This window comes from Pseudomonas sp. NPDC087336 (assembly GCF_044744285.1).
Classification (GTDB): Bacteria; Pseudomonadota; Gammaproteobacteria; order Pseudomonadales; family Pseudomonadaceae; genus Aquipseudomonas.
Map to the genome: position 1 here is coordinate 112529 of NZ_JBIUYA010000006.1, position 19560 is coordinate 132088.

Annotated in this window: 13 protein-coding genes and 1 pseudogene; 13 read left to right on the forward strand and 1 reads right to left on the reverse strand. The window is 59.2% G+C overall.

What is annotated here, in order from left to right:
• Nucleotides 1–64: 64 nt before the first annotated feature.
• The gene (locus ACIO0C_RS08035) at nucleotides 65–1150 is read right to left on the reverse strand and encodes an NAD(P)/FAD-dependent oxidoreductase (protein ID WP_401310028.1); all 1086 of its coding nucleotides are present in this window, start codon (nucleotides 1148–1150) and stop codon (nucleotides 65–67) included.
• Nucleotides 1151–1832: 682 nt separating this feature from the next.
• On the opposite strand from ACIO0C_RS08035, the gene ACIO0C_RS08040 reads away from it, so the two are divergent.
• The 13 genes and pseudogenes from ACIO0C_RS08040 to ACIO0C_RS08100 all read left to right on the forward strand — a co-directional run bounded on the left by ACIO0C_RS08040 (nucleotide 1833) and on the right by ACIO0C_RS08100 (nucleotide 19544).
• Nucleotides 1833–3011, forward strand: a complete 1179-nt coding sequence (locus ACIO0C_RS08040) for an MFS transporter (protein WP_401310031.1) — start codon at nucleotides 1833–1835, stop codon at nucleotides 3009–3011.
• 54 nt (nucleotides 3012–3065) lie between these two features.
• Complete coding sequence (locus ACIO0C_RS08045; protein ID WP_401310034.1) at nucleotides 3066–4535, forward strand: carbohydrate porin; 1470 nt, start codon at nucleotides 3066–3068, stop codon at nucleotides 4533–4535.
• Between the two features lie 43 nt (nucleotides 4536–4578).
• On the forward strand, nucleotides 4579–5469 hold the full coding sequence (locus ACIO0C_RS08050) for an SDR family oxidoreductase (RefSeq protein ID WP_401310037.1): 891 nt from the start codon (nucleotides 4579–4581) through the stop codon (nucleotides 5467–5469).
• Between the two features lie 283 nt (nucleotides 5470–5752).
• A pseudogene (locus ACIO0C_RS08055) lies at nucleotides 5753–6823 on the forward strand (HAMP domain-containing protein); the annotation flags it as partial.
• The gene (locus ACIO0C_RS08060) at nucleotides 6818–7687 is read left to right on the forward strand and encodes a methyl-accepting chemotaxis protein (RefSeq protein WP_401310317.1); all 870 of its coding nucleotides are present in this window, start codon (nucleotides 6818–6820) and stop codon (nucleotides 7685–7687) included. The pseudogene ACIO0C_RS08055 and the gene ACIO0C_RS08060, both read left to right, overlap by 6 nt.
• A gap of 105 nt (nucleotides 7688–7792) precedes the next feature.
• A complete protein-coding gene (gene mdeB, locus ACIO0C_RS08065; RefSeq protein ID WP_401310040.1) occupies nucleotides 7793–10483 on the forward strand; it encodes an alpha-ketoglutarate dehydrogenase in 2691 nt (896 codons plus the stop codon).
• 85 nt (nucleotides 10484–10568) lie between these two features.
• The gene (aceF, locus tag ACIO0C_RS08070) at nucleotides 10569–11876 is read left to right on the forward strand and encodes a dihydrolipoyllysine-residue acetyltransferase (protein WP_401310043.1); all 1308 of its coding nucleotides are present in this window, start codon (nucleotides 10569–10571) and stop codon (nucleotides 11874–11876) included.
• An 11-nt stretch (nucleotides 11877–11887) separates the two neighbouring features.
• Complete coding sequence (lpdA, locus tag ACIO0C_RS08075; RefSeq protein ID WP_401310045.1) at nucleotides 11888–13666, forward strand: dihydrolipoyl dehydrogenase; 1779 nt, start codon at nucleotides 11888–11890, stop codon at nucleotides 13664–13666.
• A 14-nt stretch (nucleotides 13667–13680) separates the two neighbouring features.
• Complete coding sequence (locus ACIO0C_RS08080) at nucleotides 13681–14538, forward strand: MaoC family dehydratase N-terminal domain-containing protein (RefSeq protein WP_401310048.1); 858 nt, start codon at nucleotides 13681–13683, stop codon at nucleotides 14536–14538.
• A 109-nt stretch (nucleotides 14539–14647) separates the two neighbouring features.
• On the forward strand, nucleotides 14648–15808 hold the full coding sequence (locus ACIO0C_RS08085; protein ID WP_339554584.1) for an acyl-CoA dehydrogenase family protein: 1161 nt from the start codon (nucleotides 14648–14650) through the stop codon (nucleotides 15806–15808).
• 10 nt (nucleotides 15809–15818) lie between these two features.
• On the forward strand, nucleotides 15819–17012 hold the full coding sequence (locus ACIO0C_RS08090) for a CaiB/BaiF CoA transferase family protein (RefSeq protein WP_401310051.1): 1194 nt from the start codon (nucleotides 15819–15821) through the stop codon (nucleotides 17010–17012).
• Nucleotides 17012–17860 carry an HpcH/HpaI aldolase/citrate lyase family protein gene (locus ACIO0C_RS08095; RefSeq protein ID WP_401310054.1) on the forward strand — a complete coding sequence of 283 codons (849 nt, stop codon included), beginning with the start codon at nucleotides 17012–17014 and terminating at the stop codon, nucleotides 17858–17860. Before ACIO0C_RS08090 ends, ACIO0C_RS08095 begins: the two co-directional genes overlap by 1 nt.
• A 163-nt stretch (nucleotides 17861–18023) precedes the next feature.
• Nucleotides 18024–19544 (forward strand): 4-hydroxyphenylacetate 3-hydroxylase family protein, encoded by a 1521-nt coding sequence (locus tag ACIO0C_RS08100; RefSeq protein ID WP_401310056.1) that lies wholly within the window; start codon nucleotides 18024–18026, stop codon nucleotides 19542–19544.
• The last annotated feature ends 16 nt before the right edge of the window (nucleotides 19545–19560 follow it).

The window sequence follows — 19560 nt, forward strand, 5'->3', positions numbered from 1 at the left end:
CGACCCGAAGCGGACGGTGACGACCGGCAGAAATCGGCCAGAAGCGGCCTTACAATCGCCCCCACTACATTTGAAGGAATCGATCGGGCCGGCATGAACAAAGGGCGCTGGCTACCTTGTCGTTAATGATTTCCTCGCTGGCAAGAAGCCCCACTATCGCCGCCAAAGTGACTCCAGGATGCATTACACAGACATAGACACCGGCCACGTTTGGTAGATAACCGATGATGGGGAGGCCATCCGCAGGTATGGGCCTGAGACCGACACAAGCCAATTGCACATTGATGGAACCCGTCCCATGGAGTTGGTTCTGGATTGTCCCGGCCGTTCGAAGCGCTATCGCTGCGGGCTGACTCTCAATGGTGTCATCCAGGTAGTCTTCTGCTGCCAGCAACGTACCATCCGAGCTTTGTCTCACTTCCATCTCAGGGCTGGAAATGAGGGTGTGCACGAGGTTGGGTTGTGATTTGTAACGAATGAAAATGGCAGGCGAAGCCTCTACCGGAAGAGACACCTCGAGCATATCTGTCAGTTTCGTGATGCCTGTCCCGGCTGCAAGTACGACAACATCAGCATCGATGATGCCCATTGTCGTATCAACGCCCGTCACCTTCGCGCCTTGGGTTACAAAGCCCAGAACACGCGTCTGGGTGAGAATCTTCGCCCCATATGCCTGGGCACCTGCAATCAACGCATGGGTGGCTGCCACTGCGTCCAGCGCCCCTTCATCAGCCGCATACAAAGCAGATTGAGGAGGATGCTTGAGATTGGGTTCAAGGCCGAGAATCTGCGATCGGGATACCCGATTTACCGGAGCCTGTTTACCTGAAACTGGCAGCGCTTCATTTGTCTTCGCGTTGAAAGACAAAGCACCTGTCCAGCGTATATTCAGGTCAGGCAACCGGGATTCGAGTCGACGATATGCCTTGATTGCAGCGCCGCGCAGTTCTGCAATGGGGTCAGGTCCTGCGTATCGGGTGTTGATCCAGGCGAATGAACGTCCAGTCACTCCCGACGCGATCCCTTCGGCCTCTACCAAGGTGACATTCGCGCCTTTATCAGCCAGGTGATACGCCAGCGAAGCGCCCACGATACCTGCACCAACGATAACGACTCGTTTGCCCTGAGCATTTGCCATATCAACCTCCATTCTGTCGACCTGCCCATGGTACGACGGCTGGAGGAATTCACCACATGGAAACCTGATCGTTCATGTCACTATTTCAGTGTGTGCTCCTGGCCGTTTATTACCTGTCGAAAGGGAGGGTGCGGCCCATAATCGGCGTTCAGCCCGCTATTGCCGTACGCGGGCAGATACCCCTTGAGGATTTGTACGTGCTCTTCTCCAGGCGTCTTCGTTTGCTCTTTTTGGCTCATTTCAAAGGATAAGCGCGCTTCGCGCTCCTTCTGACAGTGCCTCCGTCAATTTCTCCAAGACGTTGGGAAAGCCCAACGCTTCTTGGAATTGAAGTGACGTGTTCTCAGTAGCCCCACTCGGGACTAATCAATCGAATGCCGTTGTCGCCCCATTGTTGATGATCGTTTTTTTCATCGCCGCGAGGAGACCACTCGTTAGCTTATGTCAACTGCTGTTGATATTGTTGGTGGGTGGACGTAGTCTCGTGAAGACCCCAGACCGGGTTTCAGGGTCAAATGACAACAGTTCTCACCAATATGGATAGCCAAAATGCCGCCGAGCTAACTATTTGGCTGGGGCCTTTTAAGGCTAGCCAAACCGCCAGCAAGCTCCAAGCGTCAGGTCGTGCACTATTACAATAATAAGGAAACAAAAAATGAAACGTTGGTCAGTGCTTGTTGGATGCTTTCTCGGGATGACCATCGCGCCGCCCGCCATTCTCCTGATTCCGCTGGGCCTGTTCATGAAGTCGGTGGCGGGGGAGTTCGGCTGGTCCCGTACGGATTTCTCCATCATTCTTTCGACCGCTGCCATCTGCAATGCCCTGGTGATGCCGCTGGCCGGCTATCTGGTCGACCGCTTCGGCGCGGCCCGGGTCGCGCTGATTGGCACGGTGTTGGGGTGCGGCAGCTACATGTGTCTGTCGCTCACTCATTCCTTCGGCGCGTTTGTCGCAATTACGGCGCTGAGTGTTACCTTGGGCAACCTGGCGAGTTATCCAGCCTTTCTGTTCTTGACCCAGCGTTGGTTCGACAAACACCTGGGGCTTGCCTTTGCCATCACCTCGTCGGGCCTCGCGGTGGGCACCGGCGGATTTTCCTACCTTATTTCGCAGAACATCGAACTGCATGGCTGGCGTGAGGCATTTGTGATCGGAGGGGCGATTGCCCTGGTGATTGGCCTGGTCAATCTCGCCGTGTTTGTTCGTGACAACAAGGGGCCGATTCCAGAAGCGGAACGCAGCGGCGAAAAAAACCAACTCGGCCAGGACGGTCTGACCTTGCGAAGTGCTCTGGCAACGCGCGATTTCTGGTTGTATTCGCTGGCCTTTGTGCTGGTGCTGTTTGGCGCTGTGGGCGCCAGTTTTCACCTGCCTGCGATGTTGTCGGACTGGGGCGTATCTGCCGCTCAGATTGCCGGCATCGTTGCTGCTGGCTCTGTCGGGTCTTTATTCGGACGACTTTGCGGTGGCGCCTTGCTGGATCATCTGCACACACGCACCGTGGCCGGTATTTTTCTCGCGTGCCAGTTGGCCGGTTTCGTGATGCTCATGAATGGTCCAGGTTGGGCGCTGCTTGCCAGCTTTCTGATTGGAGCAACGCAAGGCGCGGAAATCGATATTTTGGGTTATCTCATTGCCCGTCGATTTGGGCGCCTGGCTTACGCGCGGATCTTCGGCAGCGCCTTTTCGGTCACGCTGCTGGGAGCCATCATCGGCCCCATCGTGCTGGGTATGGTTTTCGATAAAAGCGGCTCTTACAGCTTGGGCCTGATGCTGTTCCCGATACTGCCGGCCCTTGCGTTTGGCTTGCTGTGCCTGTCCGCCAAGTCGCCGCAACAGGCCTGGGTTTCCACCGCAGCCAAGGTGACATAACGCGTTTTCAATATCGTTAGCTTCTGAATACAACAAAAATAAAAAGGGAAAAGTATGCGGCCCAACTCAATCGGGATGAACCGAATCCGTAAGTGTGCGCCTGAGTTTATACGCCTTACGCTCGCGGCATCCCTGGCTTTATGGGTAGCTCATTCGCTGAATGCTCGCGCTGAAACAACGACCTCCAAACAGGATTTAGTCGGGCAGGTTGCCCCGGAACTGAAGCTGCCGGTTTCTTCTTTTGATCAGGCAGTAGCGAAGAAATCACTGCCTGACAGTCAACTGCTTGGCCACATTATCGAGCGAAAAAAGCAGTTCGCGAAAATCGACGCATTGGTAGAGCACGGCCAACTGACCGAGTTGCCGCCGCCGTCCGAAAGCATCCTCGGTGATGCGGGTGGACTGCGAAATGACCTTGCCGAGCATGGCATCGGCTTCAACATCCTCAACATGTCCAATTTCACCAATAACTACCTCGATCACGACCGGCATAATCCGCAAGCCTACAGCGGTGAGCGACCCACTTACTCGTCGAACCTGGTGGCAGGAATTACCTACGACCTGGGGCGAGTAGGCCTGGAAAATGGCCAGTTCATTTTGGGGATTGGCAGTTACTACTCCAGCTGGGATGAAGTAAATCCATCCTCCAAATTCAGCTACACGCGCATCGCGTACTACCAGAGCCTGTGGGATAAAACCGTTGAATTCAAAATCGGTGTGTTGCCTAACGACCTGGAGTTTATCGGGCCGTTCACTGGCGGCACGCTAGTAGGTGGCACCCAAGGCCTGCAGGCGCTTATTCCCTATCAGGTCGGCTTGAGCCACGCACCCATTTCGAGCCCTGCAGCCAATGTGACCCTGAACGTCGGGAACTTCTACAACAAGTTTGGCGTGCAACGCAGCATCAGTCCTGACGGTATGGGGGCGGAAATCGACCGCCATCTAGGTGAGCTCGACTTGCACGTTGATCATGCCGGCGCGCTGTACATCGATGAGCTCGGGTTCAAGCGCAACGCGACGCCAGGCACCCCGTATGCGTGGCTGCGTGCCGGTTATATCTACAACACGTCGGAGTACAGCCAGTTTTTAAGTAACGAGCGCAGTGACAATAACTATGCGGGCTACGTGCTGGGTGACTACCAGTTTTACCAGTTCGACAGCGCCATCGCCTCACGCGGTCTTTATGCCGGCTTTACCTGGATGTCGGCACCGGAAGATCGCAATTTGTTCGATCTGTATTACGGCTTCCGTGTGTTCGCAAAAGGGCCGATGGATTCGCGCCCGTTCGATATGGTGACGCTGGAATACGGTTTTACCAGTTACAGCGACGACGCCAACAAGAAGCTCGATAACTTCCATGTCTCGAACGCTGACGATTCGAGGTCCACCACGCTTGCCTATAACATGCGTCTGGCTGCAGGTGCGTATTTACGTACGGGGCTCAGCTATGTCGAGCATCCGTCATTCAGTCCGGATGTCAAAGATGCACTTAACCTGCAAGTCGGCCTGACGTTGTTTTTCTGATGTGTTCAACGGCTTGGCAGCCTAGTTGTTTTTCTTTCAGGAGATGAGTTCATTGATCCTCATAACATCGGCTAACGGCAACCAGGGCAAACGGCTGGTGCCCAAGCTTCTCGCGTCCGGCCACCACGTGCGGGCCTGCGTAAGAACCGCAGCGTCGGCCGAGCAACTGCGAGCGCTCGGTGCGCAGCAGGTGCTGATGGGCGACCTTGCCGATCCGGCGTTCATTGCCCAGGCCATGAAAGGCGTATCCAGCGTGTACCACATCGGGCCGACGCTCCATCAGGAAGAGCGCGCGATGGGTTTCGCCATGATCGACGCGGCCAAGGCGGAGGGCGTGGGGCATTTCGTGTTCAGTTCCGTGCTACACGCCATTGCCAGTGATCTGATCCAACATGAGATCAAGCGCGACATTGAAGAACATCTGCTGTCCTCCGGGCTCGAATACACCATTCTGCAGCCAGCCAACTACATGTTGCCTTCACGCATGAAGGCGGTTTTTGAGGAAGGCGTATTCCGTCTGGCGTGGGCCTTGGAAAAACGACAATCGATGGTGGACCTGGGCGACGTTACCGAGGTGGTTGCGCGGGTTCTTTCTGACCCCGAGCGTCACTGGGGTGCAACCTATGAGCTGGTGGGGCCCGGTCGCTTCAACGCGTACGAAATCGGTGCGGTCGCTTCAAACGTGGTTGGACGTGAAATCAAGGTCGAGCGATTCGATGTCGAAGTGTTCGTACGCGAGCGTTTCGGCAATCTTGAACCCGACGCGCTCCAGCATATGTTGCGCATGAACCTTGCCATTGCCGCGCATTACAGTAACCACGACTTTGTCGGTAACTCCAACGTGCTGTCCTTTCTCCTTGGCCGTCCCGCTACGACCTTCGACGAGTTTGTCCGAAAGGAGTACGCAAACTTCAGGAAAGCACTTTCTGATTGAGATGGATCGGTAGACGCCTACCTTTTCAGCGGGCCGCTCGTGCAATGCGGCGGCTCGGCGGGTAACTCCAGGGCTATTAGCGATTCAGCTAACCCACATCATTATTGGCCATTGGCCGAGCCGCACGCCTAGGAGATAGGCTCTAAACGCAAGCGACGCAGAACGTCGGAAATCGAAAAACAACAACAAGAAGATCTCATATGCGCAGTTCGCCTTGGTGCCATCAGCCATATCCATTTTCGCTCGGATTCGATTCGCCTTCGATGTGCAAAGGCGGATCCCGATGATCGCTCGTGTACTGGGCAACCTGTCAGTGGGCACCAAGCTGTCGCTGGGTTTTGGTTTGGTGTTGTTATCGACCTTAGGCGTTGCAGCGACCGCGTTTTATGCCTTCAACGTGCTCGAAGTCCGCGCCGAGAAGATGAACGACGTCGCATCCGTTGAGTCGTTGATGTTGCAAGCGCAGGTAGCGGTAAAGGCGTTCGGCCTGGAGTTGGCTGAGGATGAGGCCAACAAGGTTTCCACCCTGATCGGTGAGCTCGTCTCGCTACTTGAAATGTCCGAGGCGAAAGCCGGGCAGGGCGGCTCCATCGACGCCGCAAAAAGTTACCTCGCCCAGTTCGAGCGGTACGCTCAAGCCCAGCGCGATGCCCGCAAGGCTCGACTGCGCATGCAGCAACTGGCACAGGTGGTTGGCGAGCGATTTACCGTGGTAATGCTGGACCAGCTCGACGCGGTCAACCTTCTGGCTTCGAGGGCGCAGCCGGCTGATTCGGTACGCATGCTGCAACTTGAACAAGCCTCCACGTTACGTGACAAGTTGGCCAACCTGCGTGACAGCGAACTCTATTTCACGCTGCAAGGCAGTACGGAGGATCGCAACGCCTGGGAGGCGCGGGTTATTGAGCTGCGTTCGTACATGGAAAACCTGGAGCTGCGCCTCGAGGGTTCGGAGCGTGAGTCGCTGACCCAGGCGCGCACGGCACTGGATGAATACCGCACGGCGTTCAACGGTTACGCCACGAGCCGTGATCAAACCAGCGATAGCCAGGCCGCGATGAATGTCGCCGCCGAGAAGGTAAGCGCACTGCTTGGCGAAGCCCGCATCGCACAGGTGCAGGCCTCACAGTCGATGAGTCAGTGGGTATCGCGGCTGCTTCAGGGGATTGCGCTGTTGGCGCTCGGTTTCGGCGTCGGCGCGGGTCTGTTGATTCGCCACTTGATTTTGCAACCGCTGCGTCAGGCGGTTGAACTGACCCGGCGCGTGGCATCGGGCGATCTCAGCGCGCAGATCGATGCTGCGGGGCGCCGCGATGAACTGGGCCAGTTGCTCGGCAGCGTCGGGGTCATGCTGGAAAGTTTACGAGGGCTGATCGGTCGGATTGGTCAGGGTGTCGGGCAGTTGAACCAGGCCGCCGACAGTCTGGTGCAGGTCACCGAGCGTACTCGGCAGGGCGTCGACTCGCAGCGTGAGGAGACAGAACTGGCGGCCACCGCCATGCAGCAGATGGCCGCGACTGCCCAAGACGTCGCGCGCAATGCCAGTCAGACCCGCCACGCCGTCGAACAGGTCAATGGCCAGGCACGCAAAGGCGAAGCGTTAGTGCAGCAGGCGACCACCAAGATCGGTCACCTGGCACAGGAAATGAGCGGGTGTTCCGAGGCCATGGACTCGCTGCTTAACGAGAGCGCGGCGATTGGCAAGGTGCTCGACGTGATCAGTGCCTTGGCCGGGCAGACCAATCTGCTGGCCCTGAATGCTGCGATTGAAGCGGCACGTGCCGGCGAAAACGGTCGTGGTTTCGCCGTGGTGGCGGACGAGGTACGCAACCTGGCGCGACGCACCCAAACCTCTACTGATGACATCGCCGCCATCATCCAACAGCTGCGGATCGTCGCCGGGCAGGCGGCCACTCGCTTGCAGGACAGCCAGGCGCTGACCGGCGAAAGCGTTGTGCTGGCCGCGCAGGCCTCTCAGGCGCTACAGGAAATCGCCGCGGCGGTGTCGACCGTGGAGCAGATGAGTCAGCAGATCGCTGCGGCAGCCGAACAGCAAAGTGCGGTGGCTGGACAGGTTGGCGCAAGCATGGATCGAGTACAGGCAGTCGCGGAACAAAGCACCGCCGCCAGCGGATTACTAGAGGCGTCGGTGCGTGGGTTGGAGCAGGTGGGCGGCGCGCTCAACGCGGCGGTTGGAGATTTTCGCACGGCATCCTGAAGGGGTCATTCACGCCGGCATTTGATGCCGAAATTAAGCAGCTTAGTACGGCGGCACGTTCTGTCGGTTCATCTCTAAGCAAACAACAAGAAGGGGGAGGCAGACATGAGTTCGCTAAACGAAAATTCGATCACCGGGTCACTGGCATCGCTGGATATTGATCGGGATGAAACGCAGGAGTGGCTGGAGTCGCTGGAGGCTGTCGTGCGCGATGGCGGTTCCGCGCGCGGTCAGTTCCTGCTCAAACAGTTAGAGCAACACGCAAGAGCACTTGGCATCACCTCGCACGTGCACCCGTACTCGGCCTATCGCAACACAATTGCGATTGAACGGCAGGGTCCCTATCCAGGCGACCTTGCTGTCGAGGAACGGATCACTTCGATCATTCGTTGGAACGCATTGGCCATGGTGGTGCGCGCAAACCAGGCCTACGGAGACCTGGGCGGGCATATCGCAAGTTATGCCTCTGCCGCCGAGATCTTTGAAGTCGGGTTCAATCACTTTTTCCGCGCCCGTGATGAACATCACGGTGGCGACCTGGTGTTTTATCAGCCGCACTCGGCACCTGGCGTCTATGCCCGGGCTTTTCTTGAGGGAAGGCTGTCTGAAGAGCAACTGGCCAACTACCGCCAGGAAGTCGGTGGAAATGGCCTGAGTTCTTACCCGCACCCGTGGTTGATGCCCGAGTTCTGGCAGTTCCCGACCGGGTCGATGGGCATTGGCCCGATCAGTGCGGTCTACCAGGCGCGTTATATGCGCTACCTGGAGCACCGTAATCTTGCCGAAACAGCCGACCGCCATGTCTGGGGGGTATTTGGTGACGGTGAAATGGATGAGCCCGAATCGATTGCCGGGCTCACGCTCGCGGCGCGGGAAAAACTCGACAACCTCACCTTTATCGTCAATTGCAACTTGCAGCGCCTGGATGGTCCGGTGCGTGGCAACGGCCAGGTCATTCAAGAGCTCGAGGCGCTGTTTACCGGTGCCGGCTGGAATGTCATCAAGGTTATCTGGGGCTCCGACTGGGATCCGTTGTTTGCACGGGATACGAACAATGCCCTGTTGCAACGCTTCGCCCAGACCGTCGACGGCCAATACCAGACGCTGGGCTCCAAGGACGGTGCCTACAACTTGCTGCACTTCTTCCAGCAAGATCCAGAGATCAAGGATTTGGTCTCGCACATGTCCGATGCCGAGATTGATGCCCTGAAACGCGGTGGTCACGATTTCCGCAAACTGCATGCGGCGTTCGCTGCTGCCAAATCGCACTCGGGACGTCCGACGGTCATCCTGGCCAAAACCAAAAAAGGTTACGGCATGGGCGGTGCGGGTGAGTCGCGCATGACTTCGCACCAGGCCAAGAAGCTGGATATCGACGCACTCAAGGCCTTTCGTGATCGTTTTGCGTTGCCGCTGTCGGACGACGACGTAGCGCAATTGCGCTTCTATCGCCCGGCCGAGGACAGCCAGGAAATGCGTTATCTGCGAGAGCGCCGAACGGCATTGGGCGGCTATATGCCGGCAAGGCAGAAGGGTGACGAACATGTCGCTGTGCCTGCCTTGGCTGATTACGCACGCTTTGCATTCGAGGCCGACGGCAAAGAGATGTCCACTACCATGGCGGTGGTACGGATGCTCGGCGGTTTGCTCAAGGACAAGGAACTGGGGCCTCGGATCGTGCCAATCGTTGCGGACGAAGCGCGGACATTTGGCATGGCCAACCTGTTTCGCCAGATCGGTATCTACTCGCCGCTGGGTCAGCTTTATGAGCCGGAAGATGCAGGCTCCATGCTTTATTACCGTGAAGCCTGCGATGGTCAGCTGTTGGAAGAGGGCATTACGGAAGCGGGGGCACTGTCTTCTTGGGCGGCTGCCGCAACCTCCTACAGCGTTCATGGCAAACAGATGTTGCCGTTCTATATCTACTACTCAATGTTCGGTTTTCAGCGTGTCGCCGATTTGATCTGGGCAGCGGCGGACCAACGTGCTCGCGGCTTCTTGCTGGGGGCCACCGCAGGCCGAACCACATTGGGTGGGGAAGGGCTGCAGCACCAGGATGGCAGCAGCCATGTCGTAGCGGCCACTGTTCCCAACTGCCGCGCCTATGACCCGGCTTTCGCGGGCGAGCTGGCGGTGATTGTCGACCATGGCATGCGCCAGATGATGGAGCGCGATGTCGACGAGTTCTACTACATCACGGTGATGAACGAGAACTACGCTCAGCCTTCGCTGCCGTCCGGTGTCGAGGATCAAATCATTCGCGGTATGTATCGCTATGCGGTGACGGATGCCGACTCCTCACGTGGCACGGTACGGTTGTTGGGCAGCGGGACCATCCTGCGAGAAGTGATCGCGGCCTCCGAACTGCTGGCGGCTGACTGGCAGATATCGAGCGAAGTATGGAGCGTCACCAGTTTCAGCGAGCTGGCCCGTGAAGCGCGGGACGTTGAGCGCCACAACCGTCTGAACCCCTCTGAACCTGAGCAAGTCAGCCATCTGTGCGCCTCCCTCGCAGGCGATGCACCGGTGATTGTCGCCTCCGACTATGTTCGCGCCTGGCCACAACTGATCGCCAGCTACGTCGATGCTCGCTTCATTGCGTTGGGTACCGACGGTTTTGGCCGCAGTGATACCCGCACCGCCTTGCGCAGCTTTTTTGAAGTCGATCGTCATCAGGTGGTTCTGGCCGCATTGGACGGTCTGGTCCGCGACGGGCGTTTGCCACGTCAGGTGCTGGCTGAAGCCATCGAGCGCTACGACCTGAAAGGTGATCGCCCGGCGCCGTGGACGTGCTGACAGGTTTTCTTTTCGCATGCGCTCGATGAGCGCTCCCTCCGTTGCGTGAACCCGCAACGGATCCATTTCTGGGCGACGGTAAGTCATGAGTGAAATCAGAGAGATTCATGTCCCTGACATTGGGGACTTCAAAGACCTCCCGGTGATCGAGGTGTTGGTCAAGCCAGGCGATAAGGTGGCGTTCGATGATCCATTGCTGACTCTGGAATCGGATAAGGCCTCGATGGATGTTCCGAGCCCTGGCGCCGGCACCGTGGTGTCGGTGACGATCAAGGAAGGGGATCGGGTTTCCAAAGGCAGTTCGATCCTCACGTTGCAGATGGCCGTCGATGCGGCACCCGCCGATCATCGTGCAGCCACAAGCCCCGCAGCGCTTGATCTGCCAGTGAATGCGCCGTCTGCTCCTATAGCGGCGATCCCGGTTGCCTCTGTTGCAGCTACCGCACCAAAGGCAGTGAATACGTGTGGGCCGAAACCCCACGCCAGCCCTTCGGTGCGCAGCTTTGCGCGCAAATTGGGCGTTGACGTCTCTCGTGTGGTAGCCACTGGCAAAGGCGGGCGCATGCTTCGTGAAGACGTCGAGCGTTTCGTCAAGGACGCCCTGGTTCGCCTAGACAGCCCAGCGCCGCGTTCCGGACACGCAGGAGAACTCAACCTGCTGCCATGGCCGGACGTCAATTTCGCCCGGTTCGGCACGATCGAAAAGGTCGCTATGTCGCGCATCAAGAAAATCTCCGGCGCCAATCTCGCACGCAACTGGGTGATGATCCCCCACGTCACCAACAACGAAGAAGTCGATATCACCGAGCTTGAAGCGTTTCGGGTTCAGCTCAACCTGGAAGGCGGCAAGGACGCGATCAAGTACACGATGCTGGCGTTCCTGATCAAGGCAGCGGTGGCTACCTTGAAAGCCTTCCCTCAGTTCAACAGTTCGTTGGGCAACGAAGACGGCGAGCCGATCCTGATCCTCAAGCAGTACTACCACATCGGTTTTGCGGCTGACACGCCGAACGGGCTGGTGGTGCCGGTCATTCGCGATGCCGATCAAAAGGGCATTGGCCAGATCGCCAGCGAATGCGGTGAGTTGGCAAGAAAAGCACGGGACGGCAAGTTGGGCCCGGCGGACATGACTGGAGGCACCTTTACCGTTTCCAGCCTGGGTGGCATTGGCGGGACCGGTTTTTCGCCGATTATCAATGCGCCGGAAGTGGCGATCCTCGGTGTGACGCGTGCGCAAATCAGACCGGTTTGGGATGGCAACGCCTTTGCACCGCGCCTGATTCTGCCTCTGGCACTGTCATGGGATCACCGCGTCGTCGATGGCGCGGCTGCGGCACGTTTTCTTCAACATCTGGCTGATCTGTTGGCTGATTTCCGTCGAATCACACTGTGAGGGGAACGCCCATGAGTCAGATTATTGAAGTGAAGATGCCAGGTATCGGCGACGCGGGCGCCATGCCGGTGATTGAGATCCTGGTCAAACCAGGTGATGTCGTTGCGGTGGATGACGCCGTCTGCACGCTGGAATCCGATAAGGCGACGATGGATGTGCCTTCCTCTGCTGCTGGCGTGGTGAAGGAGGTGTTGGTCAAGGTCGGCGAGAAAGTCGAGGAAGGCGCGGTGCTGTTGACGCTGGAGTCGAATGACGTCGCAGCCCGGCCTTCGCCATCTGCCGCCGCTGCGGTTCCGGCGCCCATTTCGGCGCAATCCGCTGGCGCTGACCTGGAGTGCGACGTGCTCGTTCTGGGCGGTGGTCCCGGCGGTTATTCCGCGGCCTTTCGCTCGGCGGATCTGGGGCAGAAAACCATCGTGGTCGAGCGCTATGCCTCGCTGGGCGGCGTGTGCCTGAACGTCGGCTGCATCCCCTCCAAAGCGTTGCTGCATATCGCCTCGGTGATGGAGGAAGCACCGCATCTGGCTTCACTGGGGATCTATTTTGGTGCCGCCCAGGTTGATCTCGACAAGCTGCGCGCGCACAAGGAGTCGGTGGTTGGCAAGTTGACGGGCGGGCTCGCCGGGATGGCCAAGGGGCGCAACGTTGACGTCGTCCGTGGCGTCGGTCGCTTTCTCGATTCCCATCATGTCGAGGTTGCAGTGACCTCGGGAGCAGGCCAGCAACCGACCGGTAAAAAGCAGGTCATCCGCTTCAAACAGTGCGTGATTGCCGCGGGCAGCCAGGCGGTAAAACTGCCGTTCATGCCGCAGGATCCGCGCATCGTCGACTCCACGGGTGCCCTGGAACTCAGGGCTTTGCCGAAACGCATGCTGGTGGTGGGCGGCGGGATTATCGGGTTGGAGATGGCCACCGTCTACTTGGCCCTCGGCGCACGCATCGATGTCGTCGAGATGCTGGACGGCTTGATGCAGGGACCGGATCGCGATCTGGTCAAGGTCTGGGAAAAACACAACAGCCACCGTTTCGATCAGCTGATGTTGAACACTCGCACGGTGAACGCCGAGGCCAGCGAGCAGGGTATCTGGGTGACATTCGAGGGCGAAAAAGCCCCCACCGAGCCGCAATGCTATGACCTGGTGCTGGTGGCTGTCGGGCGAAAACCCAATGGCGACCAACTGGATGCCGACAAGGCCGGTATCAACGTCAGTGAGCGTGGATTCATTGCCGTGGATAAACAAATGCGTACCAACGTGCCGCATATCTTCGCGATTGGCGACATTGTCGGCCAGCCCATGCTTGCTCATAAGGCCGTCCATGAAGGGCATGTCGCCGCTGAAGTGGCGGCCGGTGAGGCCCAGGACAATCCCGAACTGGCGCGCAGCACGTTTGATGCGTTGCAAATTCCGGGCGTTGCCTACACCAATCCAGAGGTGGCCTGGGCCGGTCTGACCCAACAGGAAGCAAAGGACAAAGGCATCAATGTCGAGGCTGCGGTTTTCCCATGGGCCGCCTCGGGACGCGCGATTGCCAATGGTCGCGATGAAGGCTTCACCAAGCTGTTGTTCGATGCCGACACCCATCGTGTGGTTGGCGGCGGCATTGTGGGTACAGGTGCAGGCGATCTGATCAGTGAGGTGTGCCTGGCCATCGAAATGGGCGCCGACGCAGTGGATATCGGCAAGACCATCCACCCTCATCCGACGTTGGGTGAAACGGTAGGGATGGCGGCGGAAGTCGCCCATGGCAGTTGCACTGACCTGCCGGCTGTACGTCGGCGGAACGCGTGATGGAGGAGGTGAGCATGAACGACTGTAATACGCTAACCCCAGTTGACTTGACCCAGTGGGTGGGCCGTGAAGAACGGCGCACTGACCGCATCGATCAGCGCGTCGCCCAGGCGCTGGCTGCCACACTCGACCTTGATCCCGATGCCTTGCAGGAGGGCGCCGAGTTGCCGCTCTTGTGGCACTGGGTGTACTTCACGCCAAATGCCCGGGACAGCGAAATGGGCCACGATGGGCATCCGGAACGCGGCGGATTCCTGCCGCCAGTGGACTTGCCCAACCGCATGTGGGCAGGCGGGCGCCTGAGCTTCGAGCAGTCGCTGCGGGTTGGCGAGGCTGTTACCCGGGCTTCGCGCATCATTCGCTGCGAGCTCAAGGTCGGACGCAATGGGGATCTGGTGTTCGTGACCGTGGAACACACCATCTCGGGTGAGCGAGGAGTGTGCCTGGTTGAAGAACAGGACATCGTTTTCCGCCAGCCCACCGTAAAAGGTGCTCCGCCTGCGGGCGCTACAGTCGAAGGCCGCGCCGAATTTCGCAAACGTATCCATCCCGAGCCGGTCTTGCTGTTCCGTTACTCGGCACTGACGTTCAACGGCCATCGTATTCACTATGACCGGCCCTACGCCACCCGGGAGGAAGGCTATCCCGGTCTTGTCGTGCACGGGCCGTTGGCCGCCACGCTGCTGCTCGAAGCCTTTCGGGGCGAGCATCCGTCCAGGCGTATCCGACGCTTCGCGTTCCGCGCCGTCGGCCCGCTTTTCGACATGGCTGACTTTGACGTGTGCGGTCAGCTCACAGGCCCGGACAGTGCCGAATTGTGGATCGACTGCGACGGGCGACTGACGATGAGGGCTGAAGTCACCTTCGACTGACTCGACAGCTCAATCCAAACAGATTTTCAACACGGTGCTTCTGTAAAGAAGCATCAAGGGCACCGCTTTGCCGCGATTCCCCTAAACAGCACAGGAAACCCACATGACCATGCTCTATACCCCTGACGAACACCAGGAAATCCGCGACGCCGTGCGTGCCCTGTGCGGCGAGTTTTCGGACGACTACTTTCGCAAGATTGACGAACAGCGTGACTACCCTGAGGCGTTTGTCGACGCGTTGATCGGCGCCGGCTGGCTCTCCGCGATGATCCCCGAGGAGTACGGCGGCTCGGGCCTGGGACTTACCGAAGCGTCCGTGATCATGGAGGAGATCAACCGCTCGGGAGCCAACGCCGGCGCCGTGCATGGCCAGATGTACAACATGAGCACGCTGCTGCGTAACGGCAGCACGGCGCAGAAGGAGAAATACCTGCCGAAGATTGCGTCGGGCCAGTTGCGTATCCAGTCGATGGCGGTCACCGAACCTACGACCGGTACGGACACCACCAAGATCAAGACGAATGCGGTGAAGAAGGACGGTCGCTACGTGGTGAACGGCCAGAAAGTGTGGATCTCGCGGGTGCAGCACTCTGACCTGATGATCCTGCTCGCACGCACTACACCGCTTGCCGAAGTGAAGAAAAAGTCCGAAGGCATGTCGATCTTCATCGTCGACCTCAAGGATGCGATCGGCAGGGGCCTCACCGTGCATCCGATCCCCAACATGGTGAACCACGAGACCAACGAGCTGTTCTTCGACAGCCTCGAGATCCCCGAGGAGAACCTGATTGGCGAGGAGGGCAAGGGTTTCAAATACATCCTCGACGGTCTCAACGCCGAGCGCACCTTGATTGCCGCCGAGTGCATCGGCGACGGCTACTGGTTCATGGAACGAGCCGTCAAATACGCCAACGAGCGCGTGGTGTTCGACCGTCCGATCGGGCAAAACCAGGGCGTGCAGTTTCCGATCGCCGATGCGTTCATCGAGATCGAGGCGGCCAACCTGATGCGCTTCAAGGCCTGTCAGCTGTTCGACGCGCACCAGGCCTGTGGTGCCCAAGCCAACATGGCCAAGTACCTGGCGGCCAAAGCCTCGTGGGAGGCCGCCAATGTGTGCATGCAGACCCACGGCGGTTTCGGTTTCGCCAATGAATACGACATTGAGCGCAAGTTCCGGGAGACCCGCCTGTACCAGGTAGCGCCCATCTCCACCAACTTGATCTACGCCTACGTCGCTGAGCATCTGCTCGGGCTGCCGCGCTCTTTCTGAGGAATCCGCCATGGCTGACAACAAACCGGTCCTTGCGCTCGAAGGCATCACGGTGATCTCGCTTGAGCACGCGATCGCAGCTCCGTTGGCGACGCGTCATCTTGCCGACTTGGGTGCCCGCGTCATCAAGGTCGAGCGACCTGGCAGCGGCGACTTTGCCCGCGCCTATGACGAGCGCGTCGATGGCCTTGCTTCGCATTTCGTCTGGGTCAACCGCTCCAAGGAAAGCCTGACCCTTGACCTGAAGCAGCCCGAAGCACACGAGATCTTGATGCAGCTGCTGTCCGAGGCTGATGTACTGGTGCAGAACCTTGCCCCCGGCGCGGCGGCCCGACTGGGGCTGTCCTACGAGGCGCTCGCACCGATCAATCCGAAGCTGATCGTGTGCGACATCTCGGGCTATGGCGAAGGCGGTCCGTACACCGAGAAAAAGGCCTATGACCTGCTGATCCAAAGCGAGGCGGGCTTCCTGTCGATCACCGGCACGCCCGAAGAACAGGTCAAGGCTGGCATCTCCATCGCCGACATCGCGGCGGGCATGTACGCCTACACCAATATCCTCGCAGCGCTGATCGAGCGCGGCAAAACCGGCCGTGGTCGGCGCATCGAGATCGCGATGATCGACGCAATGGTCGAGTGGATGGGCTTCCCGATGTACTACGCCTACGAGGGGCAGGAGCCGCCACGTCGCACAGGTGCGTCCCACGCGACGATCTATCCCTACGGGCCGTTCCGCGCAGGCGATGGTCGCACCGTGATGCTCGGCCTGCAGAACGAACGTGAGTGGTCCGTGTTCTGCGAAAAACTCTTGGACGATGCCGCACTCGCGACAAATGAGCGGTTTGCCAGTAATGCGCGGCGTACCGCCAACCGCGATGCCCTGAGCGAACTGATCGAGCAGCGCTTCGCCAGTCTCACCGCCGATGAAGTCATGGCCCGTCTCGATGCTGCCGACATCGCCAACGCCAACGTCAGCACGATGAGCGACATCTGGAACCATCCGCAACTCGCGGCGCGCAAGCGCTGGACCCGCGTGGATACGCCCGCCGGGCCAGTGCCCGCGCTACAGCCGCCAGGCATGGGCGGTGCTCATCCCGCCCGAATGGGCCCCGTGCCGGCACTGGGTGAGCATACCGAGGCGATCCTTCGCGAGCTCGGCTACACAGACCGCGCCGCCGAACTGCGCGCAAGGAAGGTAGTGTGATGGCGATTCGACAATTGAACCTGGGTCGCGCGCGGACCTTTCTCTTCGTTCCCGCGAATCGTCCCGAACGCATTTCGAAAGCGCTGGCCAGCGGTACTGACGTTGTTGTCGTCGATCTTGAAGACGCGGTGGCACCTGTCGACAAGCCCGCTGCGCGACTGGCGCTGACCACTTGGCTGGATGCCAACCCTGATGAGCGGGTTGTCGTGCGGATCAATGCCGCAGACACGCTGTGGCACGAGCAGGACCTCGTGGCCTGTCGCCACATTGGCATCGCCGGCGTGATGCTGCCCAAGGCGGATAACGCTGCGCAGGTTCAGCACGCCTTTGGCGTCAGTGGCAAACCGGTGTTGTGCATTGTTGAAACCGTGCAGGGCGTTGACGGGCTGGCGCATATCGCCGCTGCGCCGGGTTGCGCGCGCTTGATGTTCGGCAAGCTGGACCTGGCCGTCGAACTCGATCTGATCCCCGACGAATCGGACCCAGAGGAATTGGTGTTCCTGCCCTGGCGCGCCCTGTTGGTACTTGCCAGTCGACGGGAAGGCCTGCCAGCCCCGGTCGACGGCGTGTTCACGGCAATAGGCGATCAGGCGGGCCTGGCCACGTACGCCGCCCGTGCGCGCCGGCACGGTTTCAGTGGCCAACTGCTGATCCATCCAAGCCAGGTGAGCGAGGCCGCTGCGGCATTCACGCCTTCGGCACAAGACATCGCATGGGCACAGTCCGTTTGCCGTTTGGCCGAGGCTGCCGGAGGCGGCGTTGTGGTGCTCGATGGTCGCATGATCGATGCGCCGGTCATGGCGCGGGCAAGGAATGTACTCGCGCTGGCTGCGGAGTTCGGCCTTTGAATCGCGTGGCCTTTTCCAATCTGGAAAAGCTCTTGGTCCAACTTACAAATTCTTAAAACCTGCCCGTCTCAATAGTATCGAGGCGTGCAAACAACAACTGAATTTCACTTGCGGCGGGCATAACCGCCTCAGGCCAAACGATTCAAATGCAGGAGCATTACCCATGGAAAACAACGCAAATAAAAAATCGCCTGCCATGAGTGGAGCCCGACCAGGAGTGCGCACCGGAGCCGACTACATCGACTCACTTCGCGATGGTCGTTCCGTGTGGATTGATGGGGAGCGCATCAAGGATGTGACGGTTGACCGCCGTTTCCGTGGCGCGATTCAATCCATCGCGGATCTGTATGACATCCAGTGCGATCCGGCCCAGCAGGACAAGATGACGTTTGTGTCGCCCACCTCCGGTGCGCGTGTCGGGCGGTCGTTCATGCTGCCTCGCTCTGCCGAGGATCTGCGACTGCGCCGGGATATGATGAAAACCTGGATGGATGCCGTGGGCGGCATGATGGGCCGCACGCCCGACTTCCTGAACGTCATGGTTAGCGCGCATGCCTCGGCCCATGAGCTGTTTGCCGCCGGTGGTGAGCAGTTTGGCCAGAACATCCTCAACTACCACGAGTTCATTCGCGAAAACGACCTCGCGCTGACCCACTCGCTGGTTTCGCCGGATATCGATAAACGCCTGCAAATGTTCGAACAGCCAGGCGACATGGTGATGCGCGTTGTTCGCGAATCCGATGCCGGCATCTACGTTTCCGGTGCGCGTTCGGTGGCCACTCTCGGTCCGTTGGCCAACGAAGTGTTGATCATGCCGGCCGCAGCGAAATTTCCTCTGGTGGCAGACGCCGAAGCCTATGCGGTGGGCTTCGCCGCGCCTATCGACACCCCCGGCATGAAGATGATCTGCCGTCCCTCATTCCCCACCAACGGCCGCTTTGCCAACGACCCGCTCACAGCGCGGATGGACGAGATGGACGCCGTGCTGTGGTTTGAAGAAGCGTTCATTCCGTGGGAACGCGTCTTCATGTATCGCAGTATCAAAGCCGTGGAGTCGGCGATGAAATCGCCTTCCGGTCCGCATGGTTCGCACCAGTCGGCCACGCGTTCCCTGGCCAAGATGGAGTTCCTGCTGGGCATTGCCTACAACCTGACGGAAGTGAACCACAGCCGTTTCCCGAACGTGATGGTGCAACTGTCCGAACTGGTGGCGTATGTCGAGACCCTACGCGCCCTGATTCGCGTGGCCGAGATTGATTGCATTCCAGGCCCTGGAGGCACCGTGGTGCCCTACGAACAACCGCTCAATGTAGTGCGTGCCCAGTACCCGGCGATGCATGCCCGAGCGCTGGAAATCCTGCAACTTCTGGGCGCCGGCAATGTGGTGGTGGCGCCGACGGTGGAGGATCTCCACAGCGAAAACGGTCCGGCCATCGAGCGTTACTGCGCCGGGGCCGACATCCCCGCTGAACGCAAGATGCAACTGCTGCGACTGGCCTGGGATGCGTCCTGCTCGTCCTTTGCCGGGCGGCAGAACTTGTACGAGAAGTTCTTCTCCGGCGATCCATGGCGCAACGCCCAGATGCGCGGCGAGCGATATCCGGGTGCCCGCGAGGCGCAAGACCGTGTGTGGGCGTTCCTGGACCGCAATGGCGAATGGGACAAGAAGATCAACGGCCAGTAAGCGAAAGCTGCCGCTG

Coding starts and splice junctions, on each gene's coding strand:
- aceF (WP_401310043.1), top strand. CDS start 10,569: ATGAGTGAAATCAGAGAGATTCATGTCCCTGACATTGGGGACTTCAAA.
- mdeB (WP_401310040.1), top strand. CDS start 7,793: ATGAGTTCGCTAAACGAAAATTCGATCACCGGGTCACTGGCATCGCTG.
- ACIO0C_RS08100 (WP_401310056.1), top strand. CDS start 18,024: ATGGAAAACAACGCAAATAAAAAATCGCCTGCCATGAGTGGAGCCCGA.
- ACIO0C_RS08090 (WP_401310051.1), top strand. CDS start 15,819: ATGGCTGACAACAAACCGGTCCTTGCGCTCGAAGGCATCACGGTGATC.
- ACIO0C_RS08045 (WP_401310034.1), top strand. CDS start 3,066: ATGCGGCCCAACTCAATCGGGATGAACCGAATCCGTAAGTGTGCGCCT.
- ACIO0C_RS08040 (WP_401310031.1), top strand. CDS start 1,833: ATGACCATCGCGCCGCCCGCCATTCTCCTGATTCCGCTGGGCCTGTTC.
- ACIO0C_RS08095 (WP_401310054.1), top strand. CDS start 17,012: ATGGCGATTCGACAATTGAACCTGGGTCGCGCGCGGACCTTTCTCTTC.
- ACIO0C_RS08035 (WP_401310028.1), bottom strand. CDS start 1,150: ATGGAGGTTGATATGGCAAATGCTCAGGGCAAACGAGTCGTTATCGTT.
- ACIO0C_RS08050 (WP_401310037.1), top strand. CDS start 4,579: ATGAGTTCATTGATCCTCATAACATCGGCTAACGGCAACCAGGGCAAA.
- ACIO0C_RS08080 (WP_401310048.1), top strand. CDS start 13,681: ATGAACGACTGTAATACGCTAACCCCAGTTGACTTGACCCAGTGGGTG.
- ACIO0C_RS08060 (WP_401310317.1), top strand. CDS start 6,818: ATGCTGGAAAGTTTACGAGGGCTGATCGGTCGGATTGGTCAGGGTGTC.
- ACIO0C_RS08085 (WP_339554584.1), top strand. CDS start 14,648: ATGCTCTATACCCCTGACGAACACCAGGAAATCCGCGACGCCGTGCGT.
- lpdA (WP_401310045.1), top strand. CDS start 11,888: ATGAGTCAGATTATTGAAGTGAAGATGCCAGGTATCGGCGACGCGGGC.